The 21,325-nt window shown below is 67.1% G+C and carries 20 protein-coding genes and 2 tRNA genes; 10 read left to right on the top strand and 12 right to left on the bottom strand.

Annotated features, from left to right (window positions below; all coding sequences use genetic code 11):
- Positions 1 to 17: 17 nt before the first annotated feature.
- From KW836_RS05745 to KW836_RS05735, 3 genes are read left to right on the top strand one after another with little or no spacing between them, the layout of a single operon-like run.
- Complete coding sequence (locus tag KW836_RS05745; RefSeq protein WP_218342661.1) at positions 18 to 1,523, top strand: AMP-binding protein; 1,506 nt, start codon at positions 18 to 20, stop codon at positions 1,521 to 1,523.
- Positions 1,520 to 2,308, top strand: coding sequence for a citryl-CoA lyase (locus tag KW836_RS05740; RefSeq protein ID WP_175122148.1), 789 nt, complete (start codon positions 1,520 to 1,522; stop codon positions 2,306 to 2,308). The genes KW836_RS05745 and KW836_RS05740 overlap by 4 nt, the downstream gene beginning before the upstream one ends.
- Complete coding sequence (locus KW836_RS05735; protein WP_370632983.1) at positions 2,305 to 3,162, top strand: SDR family NAD(P)-dependent oxidoreductase; 858 nt, start codon at positions 2,305 to 2,307, stop codon at positions 3,160 to 3,162. The genes KW836_RS05740 and KW836_RS05735 overlap by 4 nt, the downstream gene beginning before the upstream one ends.
- Before the next feature lie 11 nt (positions 3,163 to 3,173).
- On the opposite strand, the gene KW836_RS05730 is transcribed toward KW836_RS05735, so the two are convergent.
- Positions 3,174 to 4,166, bottom strand: a complete 993-nt coding sequence (locus KW836_RS05730; RefSeq protein ID WP_218342660.1) for a tripartite tricarboxylate transporter substrate binding protein — start codon at positions 4,164 to 4,166, stop codon at positions 3,174 to 3,176.
- 89 nt (positions 4,167 to 4,255) lie between these two features.
- Entirely contained in the window at positions 4,256 to 5,353 is a 1,098-nt protein-coding gene (locus tag KW836_RS05725) for a mandelate racemase/muconate lactonizing enzyme family protein (protein ID WP_218342659.1), read from the bottom strand.
- Positions 5,354 to 5,453: 100 nt separating this feature from the next.
- Between KW836_RS05725 and KW836_RS05720 the strand changes: the two genes are divergently transcribed.
- Entirely contained in the window at positions 5,454 to 6,410 is a 957-nt protein-coding gene (locus tag KW836_RS05720) for a LysR family transcriptional regulator (protein WP_218342658.1), read from the top strand.
- A gap of 5 nt (positions 6,411 to 6,415) precedes the next feature.
- Here KW836_RS05720 and KW836_RS05715 read toward each other — a convergent pair whose 3' ends face one another.
- Entirely contained in the window at positions 6,416 to 7,210 is a 795-nt protein-coding gene (locus tag KW836_RS05715) for a MetQ/NlpA family ABC transporter substrate-binding protein (RefSeq protein WP_218342657.1), read from the bottom strand.
- A gap of 188 nt (positions 7,211 to 7,398) precedes the next feature.
- Here KW836_RS05715 and KW836_RS05710 point away from each other — a divergent pair, with 188 nt between their 5' ends.
- On the top strand, positions 7,399 to 8,469 hold the full coding sequence (locus KW836_RS05710) for a DUF6817 domain-containing protein (RefSeq protein WP_218342656.1): 1,071 nt from the start codon (positions 7,399 to 7,401) through the stop codon (positions 8,467 to 8,469).
- 104 nt (positions 8,470 to 8,573) lie between these two features.
- On the opposite strand, the gene KW836_RS05705 is transcribed toward KW836_RS05710, so the two are convergent.
- The 5 genes from KW836_RS05705 to hemA all read right to left on the bottom strand — a co-directional run bounded on the left by KW836_RS05705 (position 8,574) and on the right by hemA (position 12,885).
- Positions 8,574 to 9,134, bottom strand: a complete 561-nt coding sequence (locus tag KW836_RS05705) for a UbiX family flavin prenyltransferase (RefSeq protein ID WP_175139516.1) — start codon at positions 9,132 to 9,134, stop codon at positions 8,574 to 8,576.
- A gap of 7 nt (positions 9,135 to 9,141) precedes the next feature.
- Positions 9,142 to 9,468 (bottom strand): Grx4 family monothiol glutaredoxin, encoded by a 327-nt coding sequence (gene grxD / locus KW836_RS05700; protein WP_056319914.1) that lies wholly within the window; start codon positions 9,466 to 9,468, stop codon positions 9,142 to 9,144.
- 130 nt (positions 9,469 to 9,598) lie between these two features.
- On the bottom strand, positions 9,599 to 10,432 hold the full coding sequence (gene prmC / locus KW836_RS05695; RefSeq protein ID WP_218342655.1) for a peptide chain release factor N(5)-glutamine methyltransferase: 834 nt from the start codon (positions 10,430 to 10,432) through the stop codon (positions 9,599 to 9,601).
- Between the two features lie 10 nt (positions 10,433 to 10,442).
- Positions 10,443 to 11,525, bottom strand: a complete 1,083-nt coding sequence (gene prfA / locus KW836_RS05690; RefSeq protein ID WP_175122139.1) for a peptide chain release factor 1 — start codon at positions 11,523 to 11,525, stop codon at positions 10,443 to 10,445.
- 85 nt (positions 11,526 to 11,610) lie between these two features.
- Positions 11,611 to 12,885, bottom strand: a complete 1,275-nt coding sequence (gene hemA / locus KW836_RS05685; RefSeq protein WP_056559840.1) for a glutamyl-tRNA reductase — start codon at positions 12,883 to 12,885, stop codon at positions 11,611 to 11,613.
- A 334-nt stretch (positions 12,886 to 13,219) separates the two neighbouring features.
- Between hemA and KW836_RS05680 the strand changes: the two genes are divergently transcribed.
- From KW836_RS05680 to KW836_RS05670, 3 genes are all read left to right on the top strand, one after another.
- A tRNA-Phe gene (locus tag KW836_RS05680) sits at positions 13,220 to 13,295 on the top strand.
- Positions 13,296 to 13,480: 185 nt separating this feature from the next.
- A tRNA-Phe gene (locus KW836_RS05675) sits at positions 13,481 to 13,556 on the top strand.
- A 263-nt stretch (positions 13,557 to 13,819) separates the two neighbouring features.
- Positions 13,820 to 16,318 carry a mechanosensitive ion channel family protein gene (locus KW836_RS05670; protein ID WP_218342654.1) on the top strand — a complete coding sequence of 833 codons (2,499 nt, stop codon included), beginning with the start codon at positions 13,820 to 13,822 and terminating at the stop codon, positions 16,316 to 16,318.
- 50 nt (positions 16,319 to 16,368) lie between these two features.
- Here KW836_RS05670 and KW836_RS05665 read toward each other — a convergent pair whose 3' ends face one another.
- The gene (locus KW836_RS05665) at positions 16,369 to 16,839 is read right to left on the bottom strand and encodes an Lrp/AsnC family transcriptional regulator (RefSeq protein WP_218342653.1); all 471 of its coding nucleotides are present in this window, start codon (positions 16,837 to 16,839) and stop codon (positions 16,369 to 16,371) included.
- Positions 16,840 to 17,042: 203 nt separating this feature from the next.
- Here KW836_RS05665 and KW836_RS05660 point away from each other — a divergent pair, with 203 nt between their 5' ends.
- Complete coding sequence (locus tag KW836_RS05660; protein WP_175122136.1) at positions 17,043 to 17,687, top strand: LysE family translocator; 645 nt, start codon at positions 17,043 to 17,045, stop codon at positions 17,685 to 17,687.
- A 52-nt stretch (positions 17,688 to 17,739) separates the two neighbouring features.
- A complete protein-coding gene (locus tag KW836_RS05655) occupies positions 17,740 to 18,645 on the top strand; it encodes an EamA family transporter (protein WP_218342652.1) in 906 nt (301 codons plus the stop codon).
- A gap of 76 nt (positions 18,646 to 18,721) precedes the next feature.
- Here the strand turns inward: KW836_RS05655 and KW836_RS05650 are convergent, their stop codons facing one another.
- The 3 genes from KW836_RS05650 to otnI all read right to left on the bottom strand — a co-directional run bounded on the left by KW836_RS05650 (position 18,722) and on the right by otnI (position 21,283).
- Positions 18,722 to 19,297, bottom strand: coding sequence for a hypothetical protein (locus tag KW836_RS05650; protein WP_175122134.1), 576 nt, complete (start codon positions 19,295 to 19,297; stop codon positions 18,722 to 18,724).
- A gap of 184 nt (positions 19,298 to 19,481) precedes the next feature.
- The gene (locus tag KW836_RS05645; RefSeq protein WP_218342651.1) at positions 19,482 to 20,453 is read right to left on the bottom strand and encodes a tripartite tricarboxylate transporter substrate binding protein; all 972 of its coding nucleotides are present in this window, start codon (positions 20,451 to 20,453) and stop codon (positions 19,482 to 19,484) included.
- Positions 20,454 to 20,497: 44 nt separating this feature from the next.
- On the bottom strand, positions 20,498 to 21,283 hold the full coding sequence (gene otnI, locus KW836_RS05640; protein WP_218342650.1) for a 2-oxo-tetronate isomerase: 786 nt from the start codon (positions 21,281 to 21,283) through the stop codon (positions 20,498 to 20,500).
- Positions 21,284 to 21,325: the final 42 nt, after the last annotated feature.

Raw genomic sequence — 21,325 nt, 5'->3', positions numbered from 1 at the left:
GCATCCAAGGAGCATAGGTGTACCCGATTGATTTCTTCTTCCGCGCCGCCGAGCAGTACCCGGACCGCGTGGCGCTCGACGGTCCCGATGGGCAGGTGACTTACGCGCGGCTGGCGGCGGACACGCGTGCGCTGGCGGCCGCCCTGCAGGATCTGGACCCCGAGCCGCAGACGCGCGTGGCTATCTGCGCCGGCAATTCGGCGCGCCACATCCTGGCGCTGCTGGCGGTGCTGGCCAGCGGCAAGGTCTGGGTGCCGCTGAACTACCGCAGCACCGCGCGCGAGATCGGCCGCATCCTGGATGCAACCGAGCCGTCCATCGTGATCGTCGACGACGTAGGCGCGCCGCTCGTGCCCGCGGGTTCAGCACGACGCATCGTGCTGGACGAGGCGGCCGCTGACCTGGCGCTGGACGCGCTGCTCGCGCGTTTTGCCGACCGCGTTCCGGCGCGTCACGCCTTGCCGCGCGACGCCACGCAGGCGATCAAGTTCACGGGTGGCACCACCGGCCTGCCCAAGGGCGTGATGCAGCCTTATCACGCGTGGAACGCCGGCATCGTCAACCAGATCCTCAACTGGGGCCTCACCGCCGAAGACCGCTACGTCGTGTCCGCACCCATCACGCACGGCACCGGCACCTATCTGTTGCCGGTGCTGGCGCAGGGCGGCGCGCATCTGCTGCTGGACAGTGTGTCGCCCGCCACCATTACCGAGGCGTTTCGCGAGCGCGGCGGCACGCTGAGCTTCATGCCGCCCACGCTGATCTACATGATCATGGCGCAGCCCGGGGCCTCGCGCGCGGACTTCCCGCATCTGCGCAACCTCATCTACGGCGGCGCGCCCATGCCCGTGGAAAAGATCGAGCGCGCGCGCGCCTTCTTCGGCCCGGTGCTGGGCACGACCTACGGCCAGACGGAGGCGCCTCAGATCGTCACCGTGCTGCGCCCCGCCGATCTCGAAGCACCGGAAAATCGCGCGTCCGTCGGCCGGGTCACACCGCTGTCCGACGTGGCGATCATGGCGCCCGACGGCACGCTGCTGCCGCGCGGCGAAATCGGCGAAGTCGTGGTCCAGGGCGATCTGGTGATGACCGGCTACTGGCGCCTGCCCGAGAAGACCGCTGAAACCATCGTCGACGGCTGGCTGCACACCGGCGACACGGGCCTGATCGACACGCGCGGCTATCTGTTCCTGAAGGACCGCCTGCGCGACGTCATCATCACCGGCGGGTTCAACATCTATCCGGTGGACGTCGAAAACGCCTTGTCCGCGCATCCCGCCGTCTACGAATGCTCGGTGTTCGGCGTGCCTGACGACAAGTGGGGCGAAGCGGTCCACGCCGCCGTCCAGCTTCAGGCGGGCGCCGAGGCCGATGGCGACGAACTCAAGGCGCACGTGCGCGCGCTGCTGGGTCCGGTCGCCACGCCCAAACACATCCATTTCCACGACAGCCTGCCGCGCTCGAGCGTGGGCAAGGTGCTGAAGAACGCGGTGCGCGACGCCGCAATGAAGGAAACGCCATGAACAAGCCCGAAACCCGCCTCTGCGCCCATCACCTGACCGGCATGTCGTATCGCGACGTCGATCTGGTTGAAGACCTGATCGGCAAGAAGTCGTTTACCGAAGTCATGATCATGCAGATCCTCGGCCGCGACGCGCGTCCCGTGGACATGCGCATCGTGGACGCGGTGCTGGTCACGCTGATGGAGCACGGCATGACACCCAGCGCGATCGCCACGCGCCTGATCTACATGAGCGCGCCCGAGAATCTGCAGGGCGCCGTGGCGTCCGGGCTGATGGCGGTGGGCAGCCAGTTCGTGGGCACCATGGAAAACTGCTCGCGCCTGCTTGACCGCATCCGTCAGGCACCCGACGGTCCCGCGGAAGCATTGGCCATTGCCCGCGAACACCGCGCGTCGCGCAGCCCGCTGCCCGGCTTCGGCCATCACCTGCACAAGCCGGACGATCCGCGCGCGATCAAGCTGCTGGCGCTGGCCGAAGCGGAAAGCGAACTGAGCGGCGAGTCGGTCCAGGCGCTGCGCTGGCTGGCCAGCGCCATCGACGAGACCTACGGCAAGCACATCACCATCAATGCAACCGGCGCCGTGGCCGCGCTGCTCAGCGAGATCGGCGTGCCTACCGACCTGATGCGCGGCTTTGCCGTGATCTCGCGCGCGGCGGGCCTGGTGTCGCACGTGGCAGAAGAGCAGCAGAGCCCGTCCGGGCGGTACATCTGGGAAACCATCGACCACGCCATTCCGTACGTGGGCAAGGGCAAGAGCCATCAGCAAGACGGCGGGCAATCGTGAGCGCGGGGTCCGGTACGCCCGTTGCCGGCACGCCCCTTCACGCTGCCCCGCCGTCCGGCGCGCGCCTGGCCGGCAAGGTTGCGCTGGTCGCCGGCGCGGGCACGTCCGCGCCCGGCTGGAGCATCGGCAAGGCAAGCTGCGTGACGCTGGCGCGCCAAGGTGCGGCCATCATCGCCCTGGACGCCAACCTGACCGCCGCCGAAGAGGCCGCGCATGAGGCCGAAGCGGCAGGCGGCAGCGCGCTGCCTGTCCAGGCCGACGTGGCCGACCCGGACGCGATGCAGGCGGCGGTCGACGCGGCGTTGCGCCGCTTTGGCCGCATCGACATCCTGCAGGCCAACGCGGGCATCGGCAAGGTCGGCGGCCCCGAAGACATCTCGATCGCGGACTGGGACCGCATCCAGCAGGTGAACGTGACCAGCCTGCTGATCGCCACGCGCCTGCTGGCGCCGGTCATGCGTGCGCAGGGCGGCGGCGCCATCGTGGCCGTCTCTTCCATTGCGGGCATCCGGTACACCGGCTATCCGCATCTGGTCTACAGCGTCAGCAAGGCTGCGGTCATCCACTTTGCGCGCATGGCCGCGCAGCAGTACGCCGCCGACGGCATCCGCGTGAACACGGTCATACCCGGTCTGATCGACACTCCCCGCGTCACCGCCAACGTCGCCAAGATGTTCGATGCGAACGACCTGGACGCCGCGCGCGCGGCACGCGACAAGCAGGTGCCGATGCGACGCATGGGCACGCCATGGGAGGTCGCCAATGCGGTGGCCTTCCTGGCGTCGGACGAGGCGTCCTACATCACCGGCACCGAACTGCTCGTGGATGGCGGCCTGACAGGCAAGTACGCCTGAGCCGGCGCGACTTACTCGGCCTTGATGTTGCCGCGCTGGACCACGGCGGTCCACTTGGCCACGTCGTCGCGGATGCGCTTTGAGAATTCTGCCGGCGTGCTGCCGACCGGCTGAAAGCCCAGCGCGGCCAGCTTGTCGCGCAGCGCGCCCTTGCGCACGGATTCGCCCAGCGTCTGCGACAGGCGCTCGATGATCGGCTCCGGCACGCCGGCCGGCGCAATCACGCCGAACAGCGGCGAGATATCCACACCCGGCAGACCGGCCTCGGCAAACGTGGGAACGTCGGGCAACTGGCTTGTGCGTTGCGGGCTGGTGACCGCCAGCGCGCGCAGCTTTCCGGCCTTGATGTGTTCAAGCAGCGTCGGGACGGTGGCAAAGCCGAACTGCACCTGGCCGCCCAAGAGGTCGGTGATCACGGTGCCGCCGCCGCGGTAAGGCACATGCAGCACGTCCACGCCTGCCTGCTGGCGCAGTTGCTCACCGGCCAGATGCGGCCCGCTGCCCACGCCCGCCGACCCGAACGACAACGTGCCGGGCTGCGACTTGGCCAGCGCCAGGAACGATGCCATGTCGGTCGCCTTGACCGACGGGTGCACCACCATGACGAAGGGCGCCGTCGCCATCAGCGAGATCGGCGCGAAATCCTTGATGGCGTCGTACGGCTGACGGTCGCCCAGCAGCGCGGGATTGATGGTGAACGTGGAGTCGACCATGCCGATGGTGTAGCCGTCCGGCGCGGACACCGCCAGCGCGCGCGTGCCGATCGTGGTGCCGCCGCCGCCGCGGTTTTCCACGACGAAGGGCTGGCCCAGCGCCTCGGCGTACACCTGACCCGCCATGCGGCCCAGCGTGTCGGTCGCCGCGCCCGGCGGGTACGGGATGTACAGGCGGACCGCCTTGTCCGGATACTGCGCGGCCCGTGCCGCGAAGGACCACGGCAACACGGCGGCGCCCGCTGCCATAGCGGCGCTGTTGATCAGGAAGGTTCTGCGCGATGGGTGCATGTCTTTGTCTCCGGGTTCGTGTTCTTTGCGGCCTCTGCGGGCCTGTGGATTCTTGGCGGTCTGGCGTTTGGCTTTTTACGGGTCAGGGTTCAGGCGCTGTACTGGCCCTCGGCAAGTGCCGCTTCCGGATCCGCGCCCAGCCCCGGTGCGTCCGGCACGTTGACCCAGCCATTCTCGATGGGCACGCTGCGTCCGTACGGCACGTGCGCGAGTTCGACGTAAAGGCGTTCCAACGACACCTCGTCTTGCTGCGCGGCGATCAAGTGCAGGCTTGCAAGATAGCCGGGGCCAAAGAACGCCACCTGCGGCGCGCAGATGACGCTTGAGTCCGCGCACTTCTGCGCAATCCGCCACGCGGCGGTCAGGCCCAGTTTGATGACGCTGGGCTGCACGTACTGCGCGGCTTCCGTGTCCACCACGCGCTCAAGGTCGGTGGCGCTGCTGGCGTTCTCGCCCACGGCCAGCGGGATGCCGCAGGCCTGCTTCAGGCGTGCCAGCGCGCGATCGTCTTCCGGCGGCCACAAGGGTTCTTCAATCCAGAACGGATCATGCGGGCGCATGGCCTCGATGGCGGCTTCAGCTTCGCCCGGCAGCCACGCGCAGTTCGTATCGACCATGATCGGCACGCCGGGACCCGTGCTGCGGCGCACGGCGGCCAGCGCGTCGGCGGTGCGCTCGTGCAGCTTGATCTCGGTATAGCCTTCGTTCAGGGCCTGCGTGGTCACGGCGTCCAGGCGCTCGGCGTTGCCGTAATACTGCAGCAGCGATGCATACACACGGACCCGCTCGCGGCGCTTGCCGCCCAGCAGCTTGTACAGCGGCACGCCGGCGCGCTTGGCGCGCAGGTCCCACAGCGCGATGTCCAGCCCCGCCAGCGCGTGCACCACCGGACCGGACCGGCCCAGGTTGTGCAGCGTGCGCTGCATACCCGGCAGCAGCGTGTCGTCGTCCGCGTCGCGCCCGCAGGCCAGCGGTGCGATCAGCGTTTCGAAGATCGCGGGCAACGCGCGCGGCTCCACGCAATACGACTCGCCCCAGGCCACCGTGCCGTCTTCGGTCTGCACCCGCACCAGCGCGCTGTCGAGCTTGTCGCGCGGACGGCCCGCGAACAGCGGCGACGGGCTCCAGTGATGGAACGGCAGGCGCAAAGGAATGCAGGTGACGGAAACAATGGTGTTGGCGGGCATGGCGATGAGGCGTCGAGATGCGGAATGCGATGGGCTATTCTGGCGGCCGCCAGTTCATATGGTCAAATAGATGAATTGACTATTTCCATATGAATTTCATATGTTCAATCGGCGAGAACTCCTGCTGCTGCGCGCCATGTACCGGCTCGATACCGTCACCGCCGCAGCCGCCTCGGTCAACATGACGCAGCCCGCCGCCAGCGCACTCCTGCGCGACATGGAAACTCGGTTGGGCTTTGCGCTGTTCAGCCGCGAGAACCGCCGGCTGCACCTGACCAGCCAGGGGCGCGCGCTGATTCCCGAAGTGCTCAATGCGCTGGCCGGCATCGAGGCCGTCGACCGGCTGGCCGTCGACATCCGCCAGGGCGCGCTGGCAAGGCTGGACGTGGGCGCCGTCGCCATCGCCGCGTCCAGCCTGCTGCCTCCTGCCCTGGCCGGCGTACGCCGCGCACATCCGGCGGTTGCCGTGACCGTGCGCGCCGGCACCGCGCTGGAAATCATCGAGATGGCGGTGGATCACCGCATCGATCTGGGCATCATCATCGGCTCGCCGCCGGACATCGACCGGGTGTCCAGCCTGCGGCTCGCGCCGTTGGGACTGCATGCGGTGATGCCTCAGGACCATTCGTGGGCAAAGCGGACCGATCTGACGCTGGACGAGGTGGCCGAGGCGGGACCGATTGTCCTCGCCCCCGCCCTACCCGCCGGCCGCGCGACGCGCCAGGCGCTGGAGGCGCGCGGACTGCCCTATCGCCCCATCATCGAGGCGGCGCAGTCGTCGGCCGCCTGCGCGCTGGCGGCGCAGGGATTGGGTGTCGCCATCGTGGAAAGCCTGGGCGCGCATTACGCCGAGCGTCAGGGTCTGGTGACGCGCCAACTGCTGGCGCTGGAGGATCCGGTGCTGGCGGTGGTGTGGTCGCGCGACCGCGCCATGAGCGCGCCGGCGCAGGTGCTGCAGGAAGGATTGGAGAAAGAGGTGCAGACGTGGCTGGCGCGCGCGGACGCGAAGGCTGAGGGAGGCCGAACGTCGCGCGCCCGGCTTCGCAAGTCTCGATAGTCTGTTTACCAGGAGGTCGTGTAGGCGCCCGGGAACTGCTTGGCGACAAAAGCCTTCACCTCGTCGGACTGGTAGGCCTTGATGAAGCGCGCGATGCGCGGATCGTTCTTGTTGTCTTCGCGCGCGGCGATGACGACGGGCGCGAACGGCGCGTCCTTGCTTTCCAGCACCAGCGCGTCCCTGGCGGGCGACAGGCCGGCAGGGATGGCGTATGCCGAGTTCACGGCCGCGGCGTCCACGTCCTTGAGCGAGTGCGGCAGTTGCGCGGCCTCGATCTCGACGAACTTCAGGTTCTTGGGGTTCTCGGCGATATCGAAGATCGACGCCGTCACCGTCACGCCGTCCTTCAGCTTGATGAGCTTGGCGGCCTGCAGCACCAGCAGCGCGCGGGCGCCGTTGGTCGGATCGTTCGGGATGGCCACCTTGCCGCCTTGCGGCAGATCGTCCAGCGACTTCACGCGCTTGGAATAGATGCCCATCTGCTGCACCACCGCGGTCGCCACCGGCACCAGCTTGTAGCCGCGCGCCTTGTTCTGCGATTCCAGGAAAGGCTTGTGCTGGTAGATGTTCACGTCCAGCTCCTTGGCGTCCAGCGCGGCGTTGGGCTGGATGAAGTCGCTGAACTCGATCAGCTTGACCTTCAGGCCCTGCTTGGCGGCGACCTGCTGCACGACTTCGCCGATCTGCGCGTGCGGGCCGACGGTGACGCCCACTTTCAGCTCGGCGTCCTGCGCCATCGCCGAGGTGCCGGCAAAACCGAGAATGGTGGCAAAAACGGCGAGGGAATGGCGAAGGCGCATGGGAAAGTCTCTAGAGGTCTAAACGATTGAGGATTGGAACAATGACCCGGATTCTAGTGAGCGCGCTTCAAAACCGGAAGCGATGAATATTCATATTGATATGCGGATTTCGATATAAACACCGCTATGACAGCGCTGGCGCATGCGGACACAATAGAGCCTGCTTTCATCCAACCAACCCGCCAACCATGACTACCCCCGAACTCCATCCGCACGCGCGCGCGCTGCTGGCCGACCACTACGCCGCCGTCGACGCCGACCTGCCCGTCCTGCTCGACCTGCTGTTTGCACGCAGCGCGGGCGAAGACTGGCACAAGGCCGGCACGTTCAAGCATCATCTGCTGGGCGTCTACCGCACGCTGGCGCTCTGGAACCAGCCGCGCGAAGTGCGCCTCCTGGGCCTGTTCCACAGCGTCTACGGCAACGAATACGTAGACCTCACCCTGTTTGACCGCGAACGCGAGCGCAACACGCTGCGCGACGTGCTGGGCTCGGAAGCCGAGGAATGGGTCAGTCTCTTTTGCGCCATGCCGCGCACGCGCTTCGTGCAGGCGATCCTGCAAGGCCAGGGCACGGGACCGGAAGGCCTGACGCTGGAAGGCGCCGATGGACAGGTCTTCACCTTCACGCCGCGCCAGGTCGCGGCGTTCACCGTCGTGTCCGCCGCCGACATCGGCGAGCAATGGCACAGCTGGCAGGACGAGATCTTCGCGGGCTATCCGCAGCAGCAGCGCCGCGACCTGAAAACGAACTGGGCCTCGTCGCTGTGGCCCGGCCCGCTCAAGCCGCCGTCGAACATCCTGTCGATGCTGTCCCATCTGCTGGCGCCGCTGTCGCGCATGCCGCAGGACACCGGCATTCCCATCCCGCCCGCGTTCGACCACTGCCGCGCCACGCTCAGCCCGCGCGACGAAGCGGCGGCCAGCGCGCTGTACTGGCAGGTCATCACGCGCATGCACCCGCTGACCGAAATGGACAGCGCGCGGCACATGCTGGAAGCCGCGGTCGAACACAACCCCTGGGTGGGCGAGCCGCGCCTGCTGCTCGCGCAACTGGCGCTGACGGCCGGAGAATTCGAGGCCGCGAAACAGCACGCCGCCGCTGGGCTGGCCGCGCTTCAGGCGTGGGGCACCGCGTGGGATAAACGGATTGAATGGGCCGGATGGATGGCCTGGGCGCGCATCGAGCTGCAGAATGCTCGGGCGCGCAAATGGCCGGAGAATCTGGCCGCGCTGAATGGGATGGGGCTGGTGGAATAAGAACCGCCCTGATGCAGACGGCCCCGCTCAAGCGGGGCCGCCGGCGATCGTTGCACGAGGCGCGTCAAGCGCAAGCCTTGCGGCAAGGCAAAAGCGAGAACCTGCTAAGTGCCTTCCCAGTGCGGCCCGGGCACGACAATGTCGAACATTTCCAAGACGCGGGCCACGGTGTGGTCCACCATTTCATCGATGGACTTGGGCCGGTGATAAAACGCCGGCAGCGGCGGAAACACGATGCCGCCCATTTCGGTCACGGCCGTCATGTTGCGCAGGTGCGCCAGATTGAACGGCGTCTCGCGCACCATCATCACCAGGCGGCGGCGCTCTTTGAGCGTGACGTCGGCGGCGCGCGTGATGAGGTTATCGGATAGGCCATGCGCCACCGCCGCCAGCGTGCGCATCGAGCACGGCACGATCACCATGCCCGCGGTCTGGAACGCGCCGCTGGCCAGCGTGGCGCCCACGTCGCGAATGCTGTGCACGTGATCGGCCAGCGCATAGACGTCCTGGCGGCTGACATCAAGTTCATGCTTGATATTTAGCACGCCAGAAGCGGACACCACCAGATGCGACTCGACGTCTTCGACGTTGCGCAGCGCCTGCAGCATGCGCACCGCGTAGAGCGCGCCGGTGGCGCCCGTGATGCCGACGACGAGCCGTCGCATGATGGCGTTAAGCCGTGGCGCCGGATTGCTCCAGCAGCGTCTTCAGTTCGCCGGACTCGTTCATTTCATTCATGATGTCCGAGCCGCCGATGAACTCGCCGGACACGTACAGCTGCGGAATGGTGGGCCAGCTGGAGAATTCCTTGATGCCCTGGCGGACTTCGTCGTCCTCCAGCACATTGACCGTGACGAGCTTCTTCACGCCACAGCCCTTCAGGATTTGAATGGCCTTGCCGGAGAACCCGCATTGCGGGAACTGGGCGGTGCCCTTCATGAACAGCACGACGGGGTGCTGGGTAACGGTTTCGCGGATGAATTCTTGAACGTCGCTCATGGTGGTCTCTTGGACAGGCAAAACGGAATGGGTCAATTATAGGTACAGCCGGGAAAACCGCCCGATTACCCCGGCGCGGCGCCGGTATATCCGGCAGATGCAACAGCAAATGTCTGGCCGTGCGCCGCGCTCAGGCACCTGAGACCGGCAAACGCCCGCCCGAGATCCGCTCGATCCCCGCCAGATCCTGGCGGCTGTGCACATCTGCGAACCCCGCCTGGCGGAGCATGTCCCGTACCTGCTCCGCCTGATCCCAGCCATGCTCCATCCAGAGCGAGCCGCCGGGTTTCAGATGGGCGCGCGCGCCTTGGACGATGCGCGCCAGATCTTCCAGTCCGCCCGCGCCGTCAGTCAGCGCCCCCCGCGGCTCAAAGCGCAGGTCGCCCTGATCCAGATGCGGATCGTCGCTGGCCACATAGGGGGGATTCGACACGATCAGATCAAACCCTTCGCCGGCCGGCACCGCGTCGTACCAGCTTCCTTCCACGAAGCGCACCGCGGCCGTCAAATCCCACGCGTTGCCGGCAGCCACCGCCAGTGCGGCCGCGCTGACGTCCGACGCCATCACCCGCGCGTCGCGGCGCGCCAGGGCGATCGACACCGCGATCGCGCCGCTGCCCGTGCCCAGGTCCAGCACCATCGGCCCGGTGATGCCATCGATGCATTCCAGCGCGGTTTCCACCAGGACTTCCGTATCGGGGCGGGGAATCAGCACGTCGGGCGTCACGCGGAACCGGTGTCCCATGAATTCGCGATGACCCAGCAGGTAGGCCATGGGCTCCCCGGCCAACCGGCGCTGCGCGAGCGCCTCGTACGCCGCCGCCACCTCGGGCGCCAGCGGATCGGTGTCGTGCGCCAGCAGCCACGCGCGCGGCTTGTTCAGCACGTGCTCCAGCAGCATGCGCACTTCCAGGCGCGGCAGCCGCGCGTCAAGCAGCAGACTCTTGATCTGGGGCGCGGTCATGGCGTCGGCCTTAAATGTCGTCGCCCAGCGCGGCAAGCTGCTCGGCCTGATGCTCGGCGATCAGCGCGCCGGTCAGCTCTTCGAGGTCGCCTTCCATGATCTGCTGCAGCTTGTACAGCGTCAGGTTGATGCGGTGATCGGTCACGCGGCCCTGCGGATAGTTGTAGGTGCGGATGCGCTCGGACCGGTCGCCCGTGCCGATCAGGCTCTTGCGCTCGGCGGCTTCCTTGCTCTGGCGCTCGCGCTCTTCCTTGTCCTTCAGGCGCGCGGCCAGCACCTGCATGGCCTTGTCCTTGTTGCGGTGCTGCGAACGGTCGTCCTGGCATTCCACCACCAGCCCGGTCGGCAAGTGGGTGATGCGCACGGCCGAATCCGTCTTGTTGATGTGCTGGCCGCCCGCGCCGCTGGCGCGGAAGGTGTCGATGCGCAGGTCGCTGGGATTGATGACGATCTCGGACATGGCATCGGCTTCGGCCATGATGGCCACCGTGCAAGCCGACGTGTGGATGCGGCCTTGGGCCTCGGTCGCCGGCACGCGCTGCACGCGGTGCGCCCCCGATTCGAACTTCAAACGGCCATACGCGCCGTCACCGTCGATGCGCGCGATCACTTCCTTGTAGCCGCCCAGCTCGGACGCGCTTTCCGACATCAGTTCCACGCGCCAGCCACGCTGTTCCGCGTAGCGCGTGTACATGCGCAAGAGGTCGCCCGAGAACAGCGCGCTCTCGTCGCCGCCCGTGCCCGCGCGGATTTCCAGGAACACGCTGCGCCCGTCGTTGGGGTCGCGCGGCAGCAGCAGAAGCTGCAGCGCCGCTTCCAGCGATTCCAGCTTGACGCGCCCGGTCTTGATCTCTTCTTCGGCCATGGCCTTCATGTCGGGCTCGGACAGCATTTCCTGCGCGGTCGCGATGTCTTCCTCGGTGCGGGCGAACGCGGTAAAGGCTTCGACCACCGGTTCCAGTTCGGCGCGCTCGCGCGAAAGCTTGCGGAAGCGGTCCATGTCGGACGCGGTTTCCGGTTCGGCGAGCAGAGCATCGACCTCGATCAGGCGATGGCACAGATGCTCCAGCCGGCTGCGCATGGAAGATTTCATGAGGGGAGGACCAAAAGAGAAAACAGAGAAAGCGGGCGCCCACAAAGCGAACGCCCGCCAGGAGGCGGGGCGTGGGGCAGAGCCGCTAACGGCGGGAGTCGCGGCCGGGGAAGAGGCGCGGCATCCAGGCAAGCAGTTGCTTGCGGTCGTCGCCTTCGCTGCGGTTCAGCGCCGCAAGCGGGCCGTGCAGGTACTTTTGCGTGAGGCCGTGGGCCAGCTGCTCGAGCACGGCTTCGGGCGATTCGCCCCGCGCCAGCAGGCGGCGGGCGCGTTCCAGTTCGGCGGCGCGGACGTCTTCGGCAGCCTGGTGCAGGTCGCGGATGACGGGCACCACTTCGCGGGATTGCATCCAGTGCATGAAGCCCTGGACGCGGGTTTCGATGATGGCTTCGGCCTGCACCACCGCGGCGCGGCGCGCGTCGGTGCCGGTCTGCACCAGCCGGCCCAGGTCATCAACCGAGTACAGATAGACGTCGTCCAGACGGCCGACTTCGGGTTCGATGTCGCGCGGCACGGCCAGATCGATCATGACCATCGGGCGGTGACGGCGCAGGCGCGTAGCCCGTTCAACCATCCCCAGGCCGAGGATGGGCAGGGAGCTTGCCGTACAGGAAACGATGACGTCGAACTCGGACAGCCGCTCGGTCAGGTCGGACAGCTTCATCGTGCTGGCCGAGAAGCGGTTGGCCAGCAGTTCGGCGCGTTCGGCCGTGCGGTTGGCAACCACCATGCTGCGTGGACGTTGCGCGGCAAAGTGCGTGGCGCACAATTCGATCATTTCGCCCGCGCCGATGAACAGCGTGCGGGCCTGGTCCAGGTTGCCGAACACGCGCTCGGCAAGACGCACCGCGGCGGCGGCCATGGACACGGATTCGGCGCCGATGGCGGTTTGCGACCGGACTTCCTTGGCGACCGAGAAGGTGCGCTGGAACATCTGGTGCAGCAGCGTGCCGAGCGATCCGGCTTCGCCGGCGGCGCGCACCGCGTCTTTCATCTGGCCCACGATCTGGGTTTCGCCCAGCACCATGGAATCGAGGCCGCTTGCCACGCGGAAAGCGTGACGCACGGCGTCGTCTTGATGATGGCGATAGAGGTGCGGGCGCAGCGTGCCGGCGTCCAGGCGGTTGTGTTCAGCCAGCCAGGCGGGCAACTGATCCGCCACGTGGCCGTCGGCCGCGCAGTAGATCTCGGTGCGATTACAGGTGGACAGGATGGCGGCTTCGCGGACGGAGCCGCCGAATGCCGAACGCAAGCCTTCGAGGGCGGGCTTGACCAGATCAACGGGCATGGACACGCGTTCGCGGACCGACACCGGCGCGGACGTGTGATTCAGACCGAAGGCAAGGACAGCTACCGACATGTGTGAGGGATGGCGGAAAGCCACCCGCGGCTAAGCGTTAAGTACTGCCACTATAAGAACAATGCGTCGCAGCCCGCTTGTCGCGCGTCAAAGGCGGGAAAGCATCCGGCTGTAACAGCAAAACCGCTGACGATTATACTCCTGCGGGTTATCCCCAGGCCATTCCCGTCCCCAATCGCGGACAGTTGGCGCCCAATCGTGCCTTGCAGGCAACAGTTGACTGCTTTGCTGCCCCTGTACGGCGACATCGCGTGCCGGGTCACGAAAAAAAGCGACGCTTCCCCCGCCCGGCTGGCACAACGCCAAAAAATTGTGTATAGTTGCGGACTTCGTTGGCCTGGTAGCTCAGTCGGTAGAGCAGAGGATTGAAAATCCTTGTGTCGGTGGTTCGATTCCGCCCCAGGCCACCAAAAGAATTTCCGGGAGCTTCGGCTCCCACAAAAAGCCCAGCCTTGCGCTGGGTTTTTTGTTGGTGGCGTCGCTGCGCCGCCCGTATTTTTTAGTGGTGGCGCTACACGCCGCCCGTATTTTGTTAGTGGCGGCGCTACACGCAGCCACGTGTCCCGACATTTTGTGTATAGTGGCGGGCTTCGTTGGCCTGGTAGCTCAGTCGGTAGAGCAGAGGATTGAAAATCCTTGTGTCGGTGGTTCGATTCCGCCCCAGGCCACCAAAAGATTCAAGCATTCAGCCCCGCCCGGTGTTTACTGCGGCGGGGCTTTTGCTTTCTGGCGCGCCAATCGCCAGACACGCTTGCGACAACTCCCCGCGCCGGCAGCGCTCGAAGCACATGCGCCATTCGCCATTCGCGAATTGCGAATGGCGACATCCATATTGCCCTTCTGGCCCGCCGCATTTCGCGATATCGTGACATGCCGCCGTTTCGCAGTCGATCCCAAGCAACCGCAAATCCGTCCCCCATCACGGAGTCGCAACATGCGCGCACGCGCACGAATCCTATTCTGGCTGTTTGGCCTGGTGCTGGGATGGGCGCGTGTGGCGCTTGCAGCGGAAACGCCGGCGCCTGCCGCGCCGCCCGCCGCGATCCAGATGGCCGAGATTCCGCTGCGGGCGGACACGGATTTGCGATACGCCGAGGGCGTGTTGCAGCGCGCGGCGACGGCGGATCCGTTGAGCGCGCTGATGCCGCCGCTCGATGCCATCGCCAAGTCCGCGGACGAAAAGCTCTACGAATTCCAGCCGGCCCAGCTGCGCAACTTTCCCATCATGCGGCTGGAAAGCCTGGAGCGGCACTGGCTCTTTGACGTGCGGCGGCTGGCGCGCTGGCGGGCCGACATGCGGCAGGCAACGGCCTGGTACGCCAGCGACGCGGCCGAGCTGCTGCGCCGGCGCACGGCCTGGCAGGCGATCAAGGACGCGCCGGGCGCGGCGGGGCTGCCGGCGGCATTGGCCGACCGCGTCGACGTGGTGATCGCGCAGTTGCTGGCGGCCAGCCAGGCGCTGTCCGTGCCGCTGTCGCGCCAGGTCGAACTGGAACAGCGGGCCAACGCGATCGAGGAACAGATCAAGGCGGGCCAGCGTCAGGTGATGGAGGCGATCAGCTATGTCGATGCGCGGCTCCTGCGCGTGGATTCGCCGCCGCTCTGGGCATTGGACTGGTCCGGAAGATCCGACCAGGACACCATGACCCTTTTGCGCCAAGGTCTGGACATCGAGGTCCGCTTCGCGCGCGACTACGGCGCCGCCGGCGCCAGCAATCAGCGCGCGCTGCACACGTTGCAACTGCTGCTGCTGCCGCTGCTGATCTGGCTGGCCAGAAAAAGCCGCAACGCCATCCGCACCGGCGTCATGAGCGAAACCGCTGCCGGTGTGCTCGGGCGGCCCATCTCCACGTGGGTCCTGTTGTCGATGATGGGCGTGCTGGCCCTGGAGCCGGACGCGCCGTTGATGGTGCAGCAGATCGCCCTGGTGCTGGCGGCGGTGCCGGTGCTGCGCCTGCTTCCACCCGCCAGCCGACGGCATCTGGATCATTGGCCGCGCGTCATCACCGCGCTCTTCCTGGCCGAGCGGCTGGGCTTCCTGTTCCTGGCCAATACCCTCTTCTATCGTGTGTCGACCGTAGCGGCGGCGGTGGCGGCCCTGACGGCCATTCTGTGGCTGCTGGCGCGCGGACGGCGCCAGACCTATCCGCCCGGTTCCGAGCGGCTGGTGCGCGCCTTGCGCGCCGTCGCCTGGTGCGCGGCAGCCCTGCTGTGCGTGTCGCTGGGCGCGAACCTCATCGGCAATGTGTCGTTGTCCGAGATGCTGACCAGCGGCATCATCGGCAGCGGCTACTTCGGGCTGGTGCTGTATGCGGGCGTGACCGTCATCATCACGCTGCTGCAGCTTCTGCTGGCCCGTCAGGGCATTTCGCGCTTCCGGCTGGCGCGCGAACACGCGCCGCCGCTGGTGCTGCTGCTGATCCGCCTTGTCAGTGCCGCCGCGATCGTGGGCTGGGCGGTCTACACCATGGACCGGTTCCGCGTCCTGCGCGCCACATATGCCTTCGTGACGCAGGTGCTGTCGTACACGCTGGAAGTCGGCGAGGTCTCGATCAGCCTGGGCAACATCCTCGTCTTCGCGATCTCGGTCGTGATTGCCTTCTGGGCCGCGCGCGCGGTGCGCCTCATCCTGCACGACGAGGTCCTGACCCGCATGTCGCTGCCGCGCGGCGTCGGCAACAGCATCGCCTCGCTGTCTTACTACCTGGTGCTGCTGCTGGGTTTGGGCATCGCCCTGTCGGCCGCGGGTTTCCAGACCAGCCAGCTCACCATCGTGTTCGGCGCCCTGGGCGTGGGCATCGGCTTTGGCCTGCAGGGCGTGGTGAACAACTTCGTGTCGGGCCTGATCCTGATGTTCGAACGGCCGATCCAGCCCGGCGATGTCGTGGAGATCGGCGGCACGTCGGGCCAGGTAAGGGATATCGGCATGCGCGCCACCCGTATCAAGACGTTCGACGGCGCCGACGTGATCGTCCCGAACGGCACGCTGCTGTCCGACAAGCTGACCAACTGGACGATGCTGGACCGCAGCCGCAGGATCGAGATCAGCATCGGCCTGGCCTACGGCACCGACCCGCGGCAGGTGCTCGCGCTGCTGGACGACGTCGCACGGCAGACGCCGGGCGTGGTCACGGAGCCTGCGCCCATGGTGCTCTTCATGGGCTTTGGCGCCAGCACGCTGGATTTCAGCTTGCGCGCGTGGACCTACGACTTCGACCGGTGGATCGAGATCCGCAGCGACATGCTGGCGCGGATGTACGACGCGCTGCGGGACGCGGGCATCCAGATCCCCTTTCCGCAGCGGGACCTGCATTTGCGCAGTGTTTCGGAAGAAGCTGGCCGTGCGATCCAAGCGGCCTGGCCGGCCGACCCGCACAAGCCTGGCCCCGCGCGAACCGGCAGCCGGGACGGCGGCCAGCCGTCAGGGGCTTGAGCGGCCGGTTGCGCGCACGCATGAGCGCCCATGCCGCCCGGCGCGCCGGCTCACTCCCCAGCCATCACCGGCACCGTCAGCCCATTCTTCACCCGGCTCATCACCACCAGCGTCGAAAACCGCTTCACGTTGGGATTGCCCCAGAAATGGCGCTGCGCGAACACCTCATATTCCGCCATATCCCGCATGGTGAGCGTCAGCACGAAATCGACCTCGCCCGTCACCGACAGGCATTGCATGATCTCGGGCGCGGTCTGCATGGCGCGCTTGAACTGGTCGAGCTTGTCGGCGCGCTCGCTTTCCAGCGACACCAGCACCACCATCGTGATCCCGCGTCCCACGGCGGCGGGGTCCACGACGGACACGTCCGCCGTCACCACCTTGGCGTCGCGCAGCCGCTTCATGCGGCGCAGGCAGGACACCGGCGACAGGTTCACGCGTTGCGCGACCTCCTGGCTGGTTCGTTGGTTGTCTTCCTGCAGGCTTTGCAGGATCTGCAGGTCGAAATCGTCTAGTTCCATGGGGCGCTCGGAACGCTTTTTAGGTGAAACATCGGGCGGGATGCGGGTATCGGCCGATTCTAATCGTGGCTACGACTCAAACCGTCGAGAATTCGACGGGAAACTTCATTTCGCGCCCGCCGGACGCAGGAATTATTCAAGCCGCTTGCTTACACTGGGAGCCCTCCGCCCGCGCCGCCGGGAATTCCACGCTGCACCCTGCAATGCCCTCACTCCAGCTTTTCCTGCTGTTCCTGGCCGCCGACGCGGCCTTGAAGCTCACGCCCGGCCCCGACATGGCCCTCACGCTGTCGCGCGGCATGACGCAAGGGTTTCGGCCCGCCTTCCATAGCGTGCTGGGCAACGTGGCCGCTGGATTCATCCAGGTTCCGGCCGTGGTGCTGGGCCTGGCTTCCGTGCTGCGGACCTTTCCCACGCTTTTCGTCGGCATCAAGGCGGCGGGCGGCCTGTATCTGGGGTACCTGGGCATCAAGGCGATGATCCGGTGCGCGAACGCCGCCGAGGTATCGCTGGCGGCCCGGCCGGGCGACGCGCGCGACGCCTTCTGGCAGGGCTTCATCACCAACCTGCTCAATCCGAAGGTGCTGCTCTTCATGATCGCCTTCCTGCCGCAGTTCACCTCGCCGGACAATGGGCCGGTCTGGATCCAGATGCTGGTGCTGGGCATCACGATGAAAGCGCTCAGCCTGCCCTATGGCAGCTGCTTTGCGTACGGCGCGTCGCGCATCCGCGGCTGGGTCGCGCGCAATCCGTGGTTCCTGCGCGCGCAGCAGGGCATTCTGGGCGCGATCATGCTGGGGCTGGCGATCTACGTGCTGGTTTCCACCGCGATGAATCCGCAGCCCTGACCGTCCACGCCACATCCCTGACACAAGCGTTTTTGCACAAACCCCGCCTTCCATGACCGCCGCCACCTTGAACAACGGACACAACAGCGCCACGTCCACCCTGCTTCCCACCCTGTCGCTGATCGGCGCCATGGCCTCGCTGTGCGTTGGCACGTCGTTCGCGAAATCGCTGTTTCCGGAAGTGGGCGCACAAGGCACCACCGCGTATCGCATCGTCATTGGCGCCATCATCCTCTTGGCCTTCTGGCGGCCGTGGCGCTTTCCGCTGACGCGCGTCAACGCCGCGAAGATCGCCCTGTACGGCGTGACGCTGGCGTGCATGAACCTGCTGTTCTACATGGCGCTGAAAACGCTGCCGCTGGGCATTGCCATCGCCATCGAATTCACGGGACCGCTGACGCTGGCTGTGGTGCTGTCACGGCGCGCCATCGACTTTGTGTGGATCGCCTGCGCGCTGGCCGGCCTGATCCTGCTCATTCCCACCGGCCAGTCCGTCCACGACCTCGATCCGCAAGGCATCGCGTACGCGCTGGGGGCAGCGGTGTGCTGGGCGCTGTACATCATCTTCGGCAAGATGGCCGGCAACGTGCATGGCGGCCAGGCGACATCGCTGGGTCTGCTGGCGGCCGCGATGGTCGCCCTGCCCGTCGGCGCGGCGCACGCGGGCATGGCGCTGCTGGATCCCAAACTCATTCTGGCGGGCGTGGCCGTCGGCATCCTGTCCAGCGCTTTGCCCTATTCGCTGGAAATGGTGGCGCTGCGGCGGCTGCCGCAAAAGACGTTCGGCGTGCTGCTCAGCATGGAACCCGCGATGGGCGCACTGGCCGGGGTCGTCGTGCTGAACGAACACCTGTCGCAGACGCAATGGCTGGCAATCTGCGGCATCATCATCGCCTCCGCCGGCTGCGCCGCGACGGCGCAGCGCAGCCGCAAGGCGCCGATTCCTGCGCCTGACTGATCGGCACCCTTCGCGGGCGGACACTGTCTCATCAGGTGTCTGACACTACCGCGGTCAATCGCCCTTGACCCCGCCATCAACCAAAACCCGGCTCGCGCTGCGGCAGCGATAGCGGGTCGAAGTCTTCCCAGTGGTTGTTGCGCCAGCGGCCGTTGGCGTGTTCCACGTCGGCGCCACCAGCATCGCGCAGAATGCGGCATGCCAGGATCTCGCGCTGCGGCCTGACCCGCACGGCGACCATGACCCCGGCCTGACGGATCTCGGCATGAGAGTCGGGATTGAAGTGGCCGTGCTGCGTGGTGCCGTGCCCCGTCACCCAAAGCGCGCCGAACAACGACCCGAGGTACGCGCCCACACCCGCCGCGGCCAGGATTGCGGCAGTGGAGTCGCTGAGTTCCGCCGCGACGAATCCGCCGAACACCGCAAACACGGCCCCCACGCCGCCCGCGCCCAGATAGGCGCCCATGTCGGCGCGCCCCGCGTCGGGGTCGGAACGCCGGTCGCCGCCATAGGGAAAGCGGCCGTGCTCGCCGGCGGGATTGACGTAGAAGGTATGGATATCCCAGTCGGGAAAGCCGCTGGTGGCAAGGCGGCTGGCGGCGGCCTTGGCGGCCTCAAAGCCCTCGAAGCGGGCAGCTACGATCAAAGACATGGCAGTCTCCTCGCCCGCGGTCCGGGCCGGATGCGCATCGTTTCATCGTACGCCCGCGCCGCCGCCGTGCACGCCGGCGTTACACCTTGCGGCGGCTGTTACCCGGCCCTTTGCTACCCAAACCCTTCTCACCCAGCGCCGAGTCCCGTTTACGCCTTGCCCGGCAACGCGTCACCCCGGCCCCTTATTCCGCGGAAAGCCCCTTGCCCTGAATGACCGCGCCCCAGCGTTCGTGCTCCTGCCGCGCGTACGCGCGAAACGCATCGGGCGAGCTGCCGGTCGGCTCCAACCCCTGCAGCGTCAACTGCCTGACGACATCCGGCGATGTCAGCGCCTGCCGGATCGCCTGACTGAGCTTTTCCACGATGGGCGCGGGCGTGCCGGCCGGCGCGACCACGCCCTGCCAGGCCGCCGCCTCGAAGATTGGCCCGCCGGCCTCCGCAAACGTCGGTACGCCCGGCAGTTGCGCAGACCGTTTGGCGGACGGCACGGCAATCGCGCGCAGCCTGCCCGCCTGGATCAGCGGCCGGGCGGCGGCCAGGTCCGCCATCATCAGCGGCACCACGCCCGCGGCGACGTCCTGCAGCGCGGGCGGCGACCCTTTGTACGGCACCGCGGTCGCGCGGCCGCCGACGGTTTCCATGAACAGTTCCATCGCCAGATGATGCGGACTGCCCACGCCCAGCGACGCATAGCTGCCCGGCGGCTCGCGTTTAAGGTAGGTCTTCACGTCGTCCAGCGTGTGCAGGCTCGAATCAGGCGCCGCGACCAGCACGATGGGCAGCGCCACCAGCGTGGACACCGGCGTCAGTTGCTGCTGCGGATCGTAGGGCAGATCGTCGTACAGCCACGGGTTGAGCGCCAGCGTGCTCATGCCCGCGGTCAGCACCGTGTAGCCGTCCGGCTGGGCGCGCGCGGCCTCCTGCGCGGCGACGATGGTGGCGGCGCCCGGGCGGTTCTCCACCACCACCGGCTGCCCCAGCGTCTGGCCGACATGCCGGGCCACGATGCGGGTCGCCAGATCGCTGCCCCCTCCCGCGCTGAACGGCACCAGCCACCGGATGGGCCGATCGGGATAATCGGCCGCCCACGACGCAGCCGGCATGGCCGCGGCCAGCGCCGCCGAAAACAGCATGCGCAGCACGCCCTGGAACATGACGCTCACTCCTTTTGAACTTCAAATGCGCCGATTGTGGCCGATCAGGCGCGCGCGGCGCTCAGCCAGCGCAAACCGGCTGACGTGGAACCCGCAGGACGGTACTCGCAGCCGATCCAGCCGGTGTACTGCAACTCGCGCAGCACGCCGAAAACCCAGCCGTAATCGAGTTCGCCCCGGTCCGGCTCCTGGCGCAGCGGCACGCCGGCAATCTGCAGGTGCCCCACGCGCCCGGTGGGCAGGTACTCGCGCAGCTTGGCGGTGACGTCGCCTTCGACGATCTGGCAGTGGTACAGGTCCATCTGCACTTTCAGGTTGGGCGCATTGACCGCCTGCACGACGGCGTGCGCGTCCTCCTGGCGGTTCAGGAAATAGCCGGGGATGTCGCGCGTGTTGATCGGCTCGATCAGCAGCGTGACGCCGGCAGAGCGCGCCTCGCGGGCGGCCCAGTCGAGATTGGCGTGATAGTAGTCCAGCATCGCCTCGCGCGAGGCATCAGGCGGCGCCACGCCCGCCATCACATGGACATTGGAACAAGACAACGCGGTGGCATAACAGAGGGCCTGCTCGATGCCGGCCTGGAACTCGGCCTGCCGGCCCGGCAGCGCAGCCAGCCCGCGATCGCCCTGCGCGGTGATGCCGGGCGGCGCATTGAACAGCACCTGCGCCACCCCGGCGGCGTCCATGCGCTCGCGCACGAACGCGGCTGGCGCTTCATAGGGAAACATGCACTCCACGCCCGCGTAGCCGTCGGCGGCGGCCGCCGCATAACGGTCCAGGAACGCATGTTCCGTGTACATCATCGACAGATTGGCGGCGAACTTCAGCATGGCGGGCTCCTGGCGCGGGATGCCGCCGCGGACAGCGGCACC

This window comes from Achromobacter sp. ACM05, assembly GCF_019218915.1.
GTDB lineage: Bacteria > Pseudomonadota > Gammaproteobacteria > Burkholderiales > Burkholderiaceae_B > Achromobacter > Achromobacter animicus.
The sequence above is the reverse complement of the archived record's forward strand: the minus strand, read 5'-3'. Positions and strand labels throughout refer to the sequence as shown.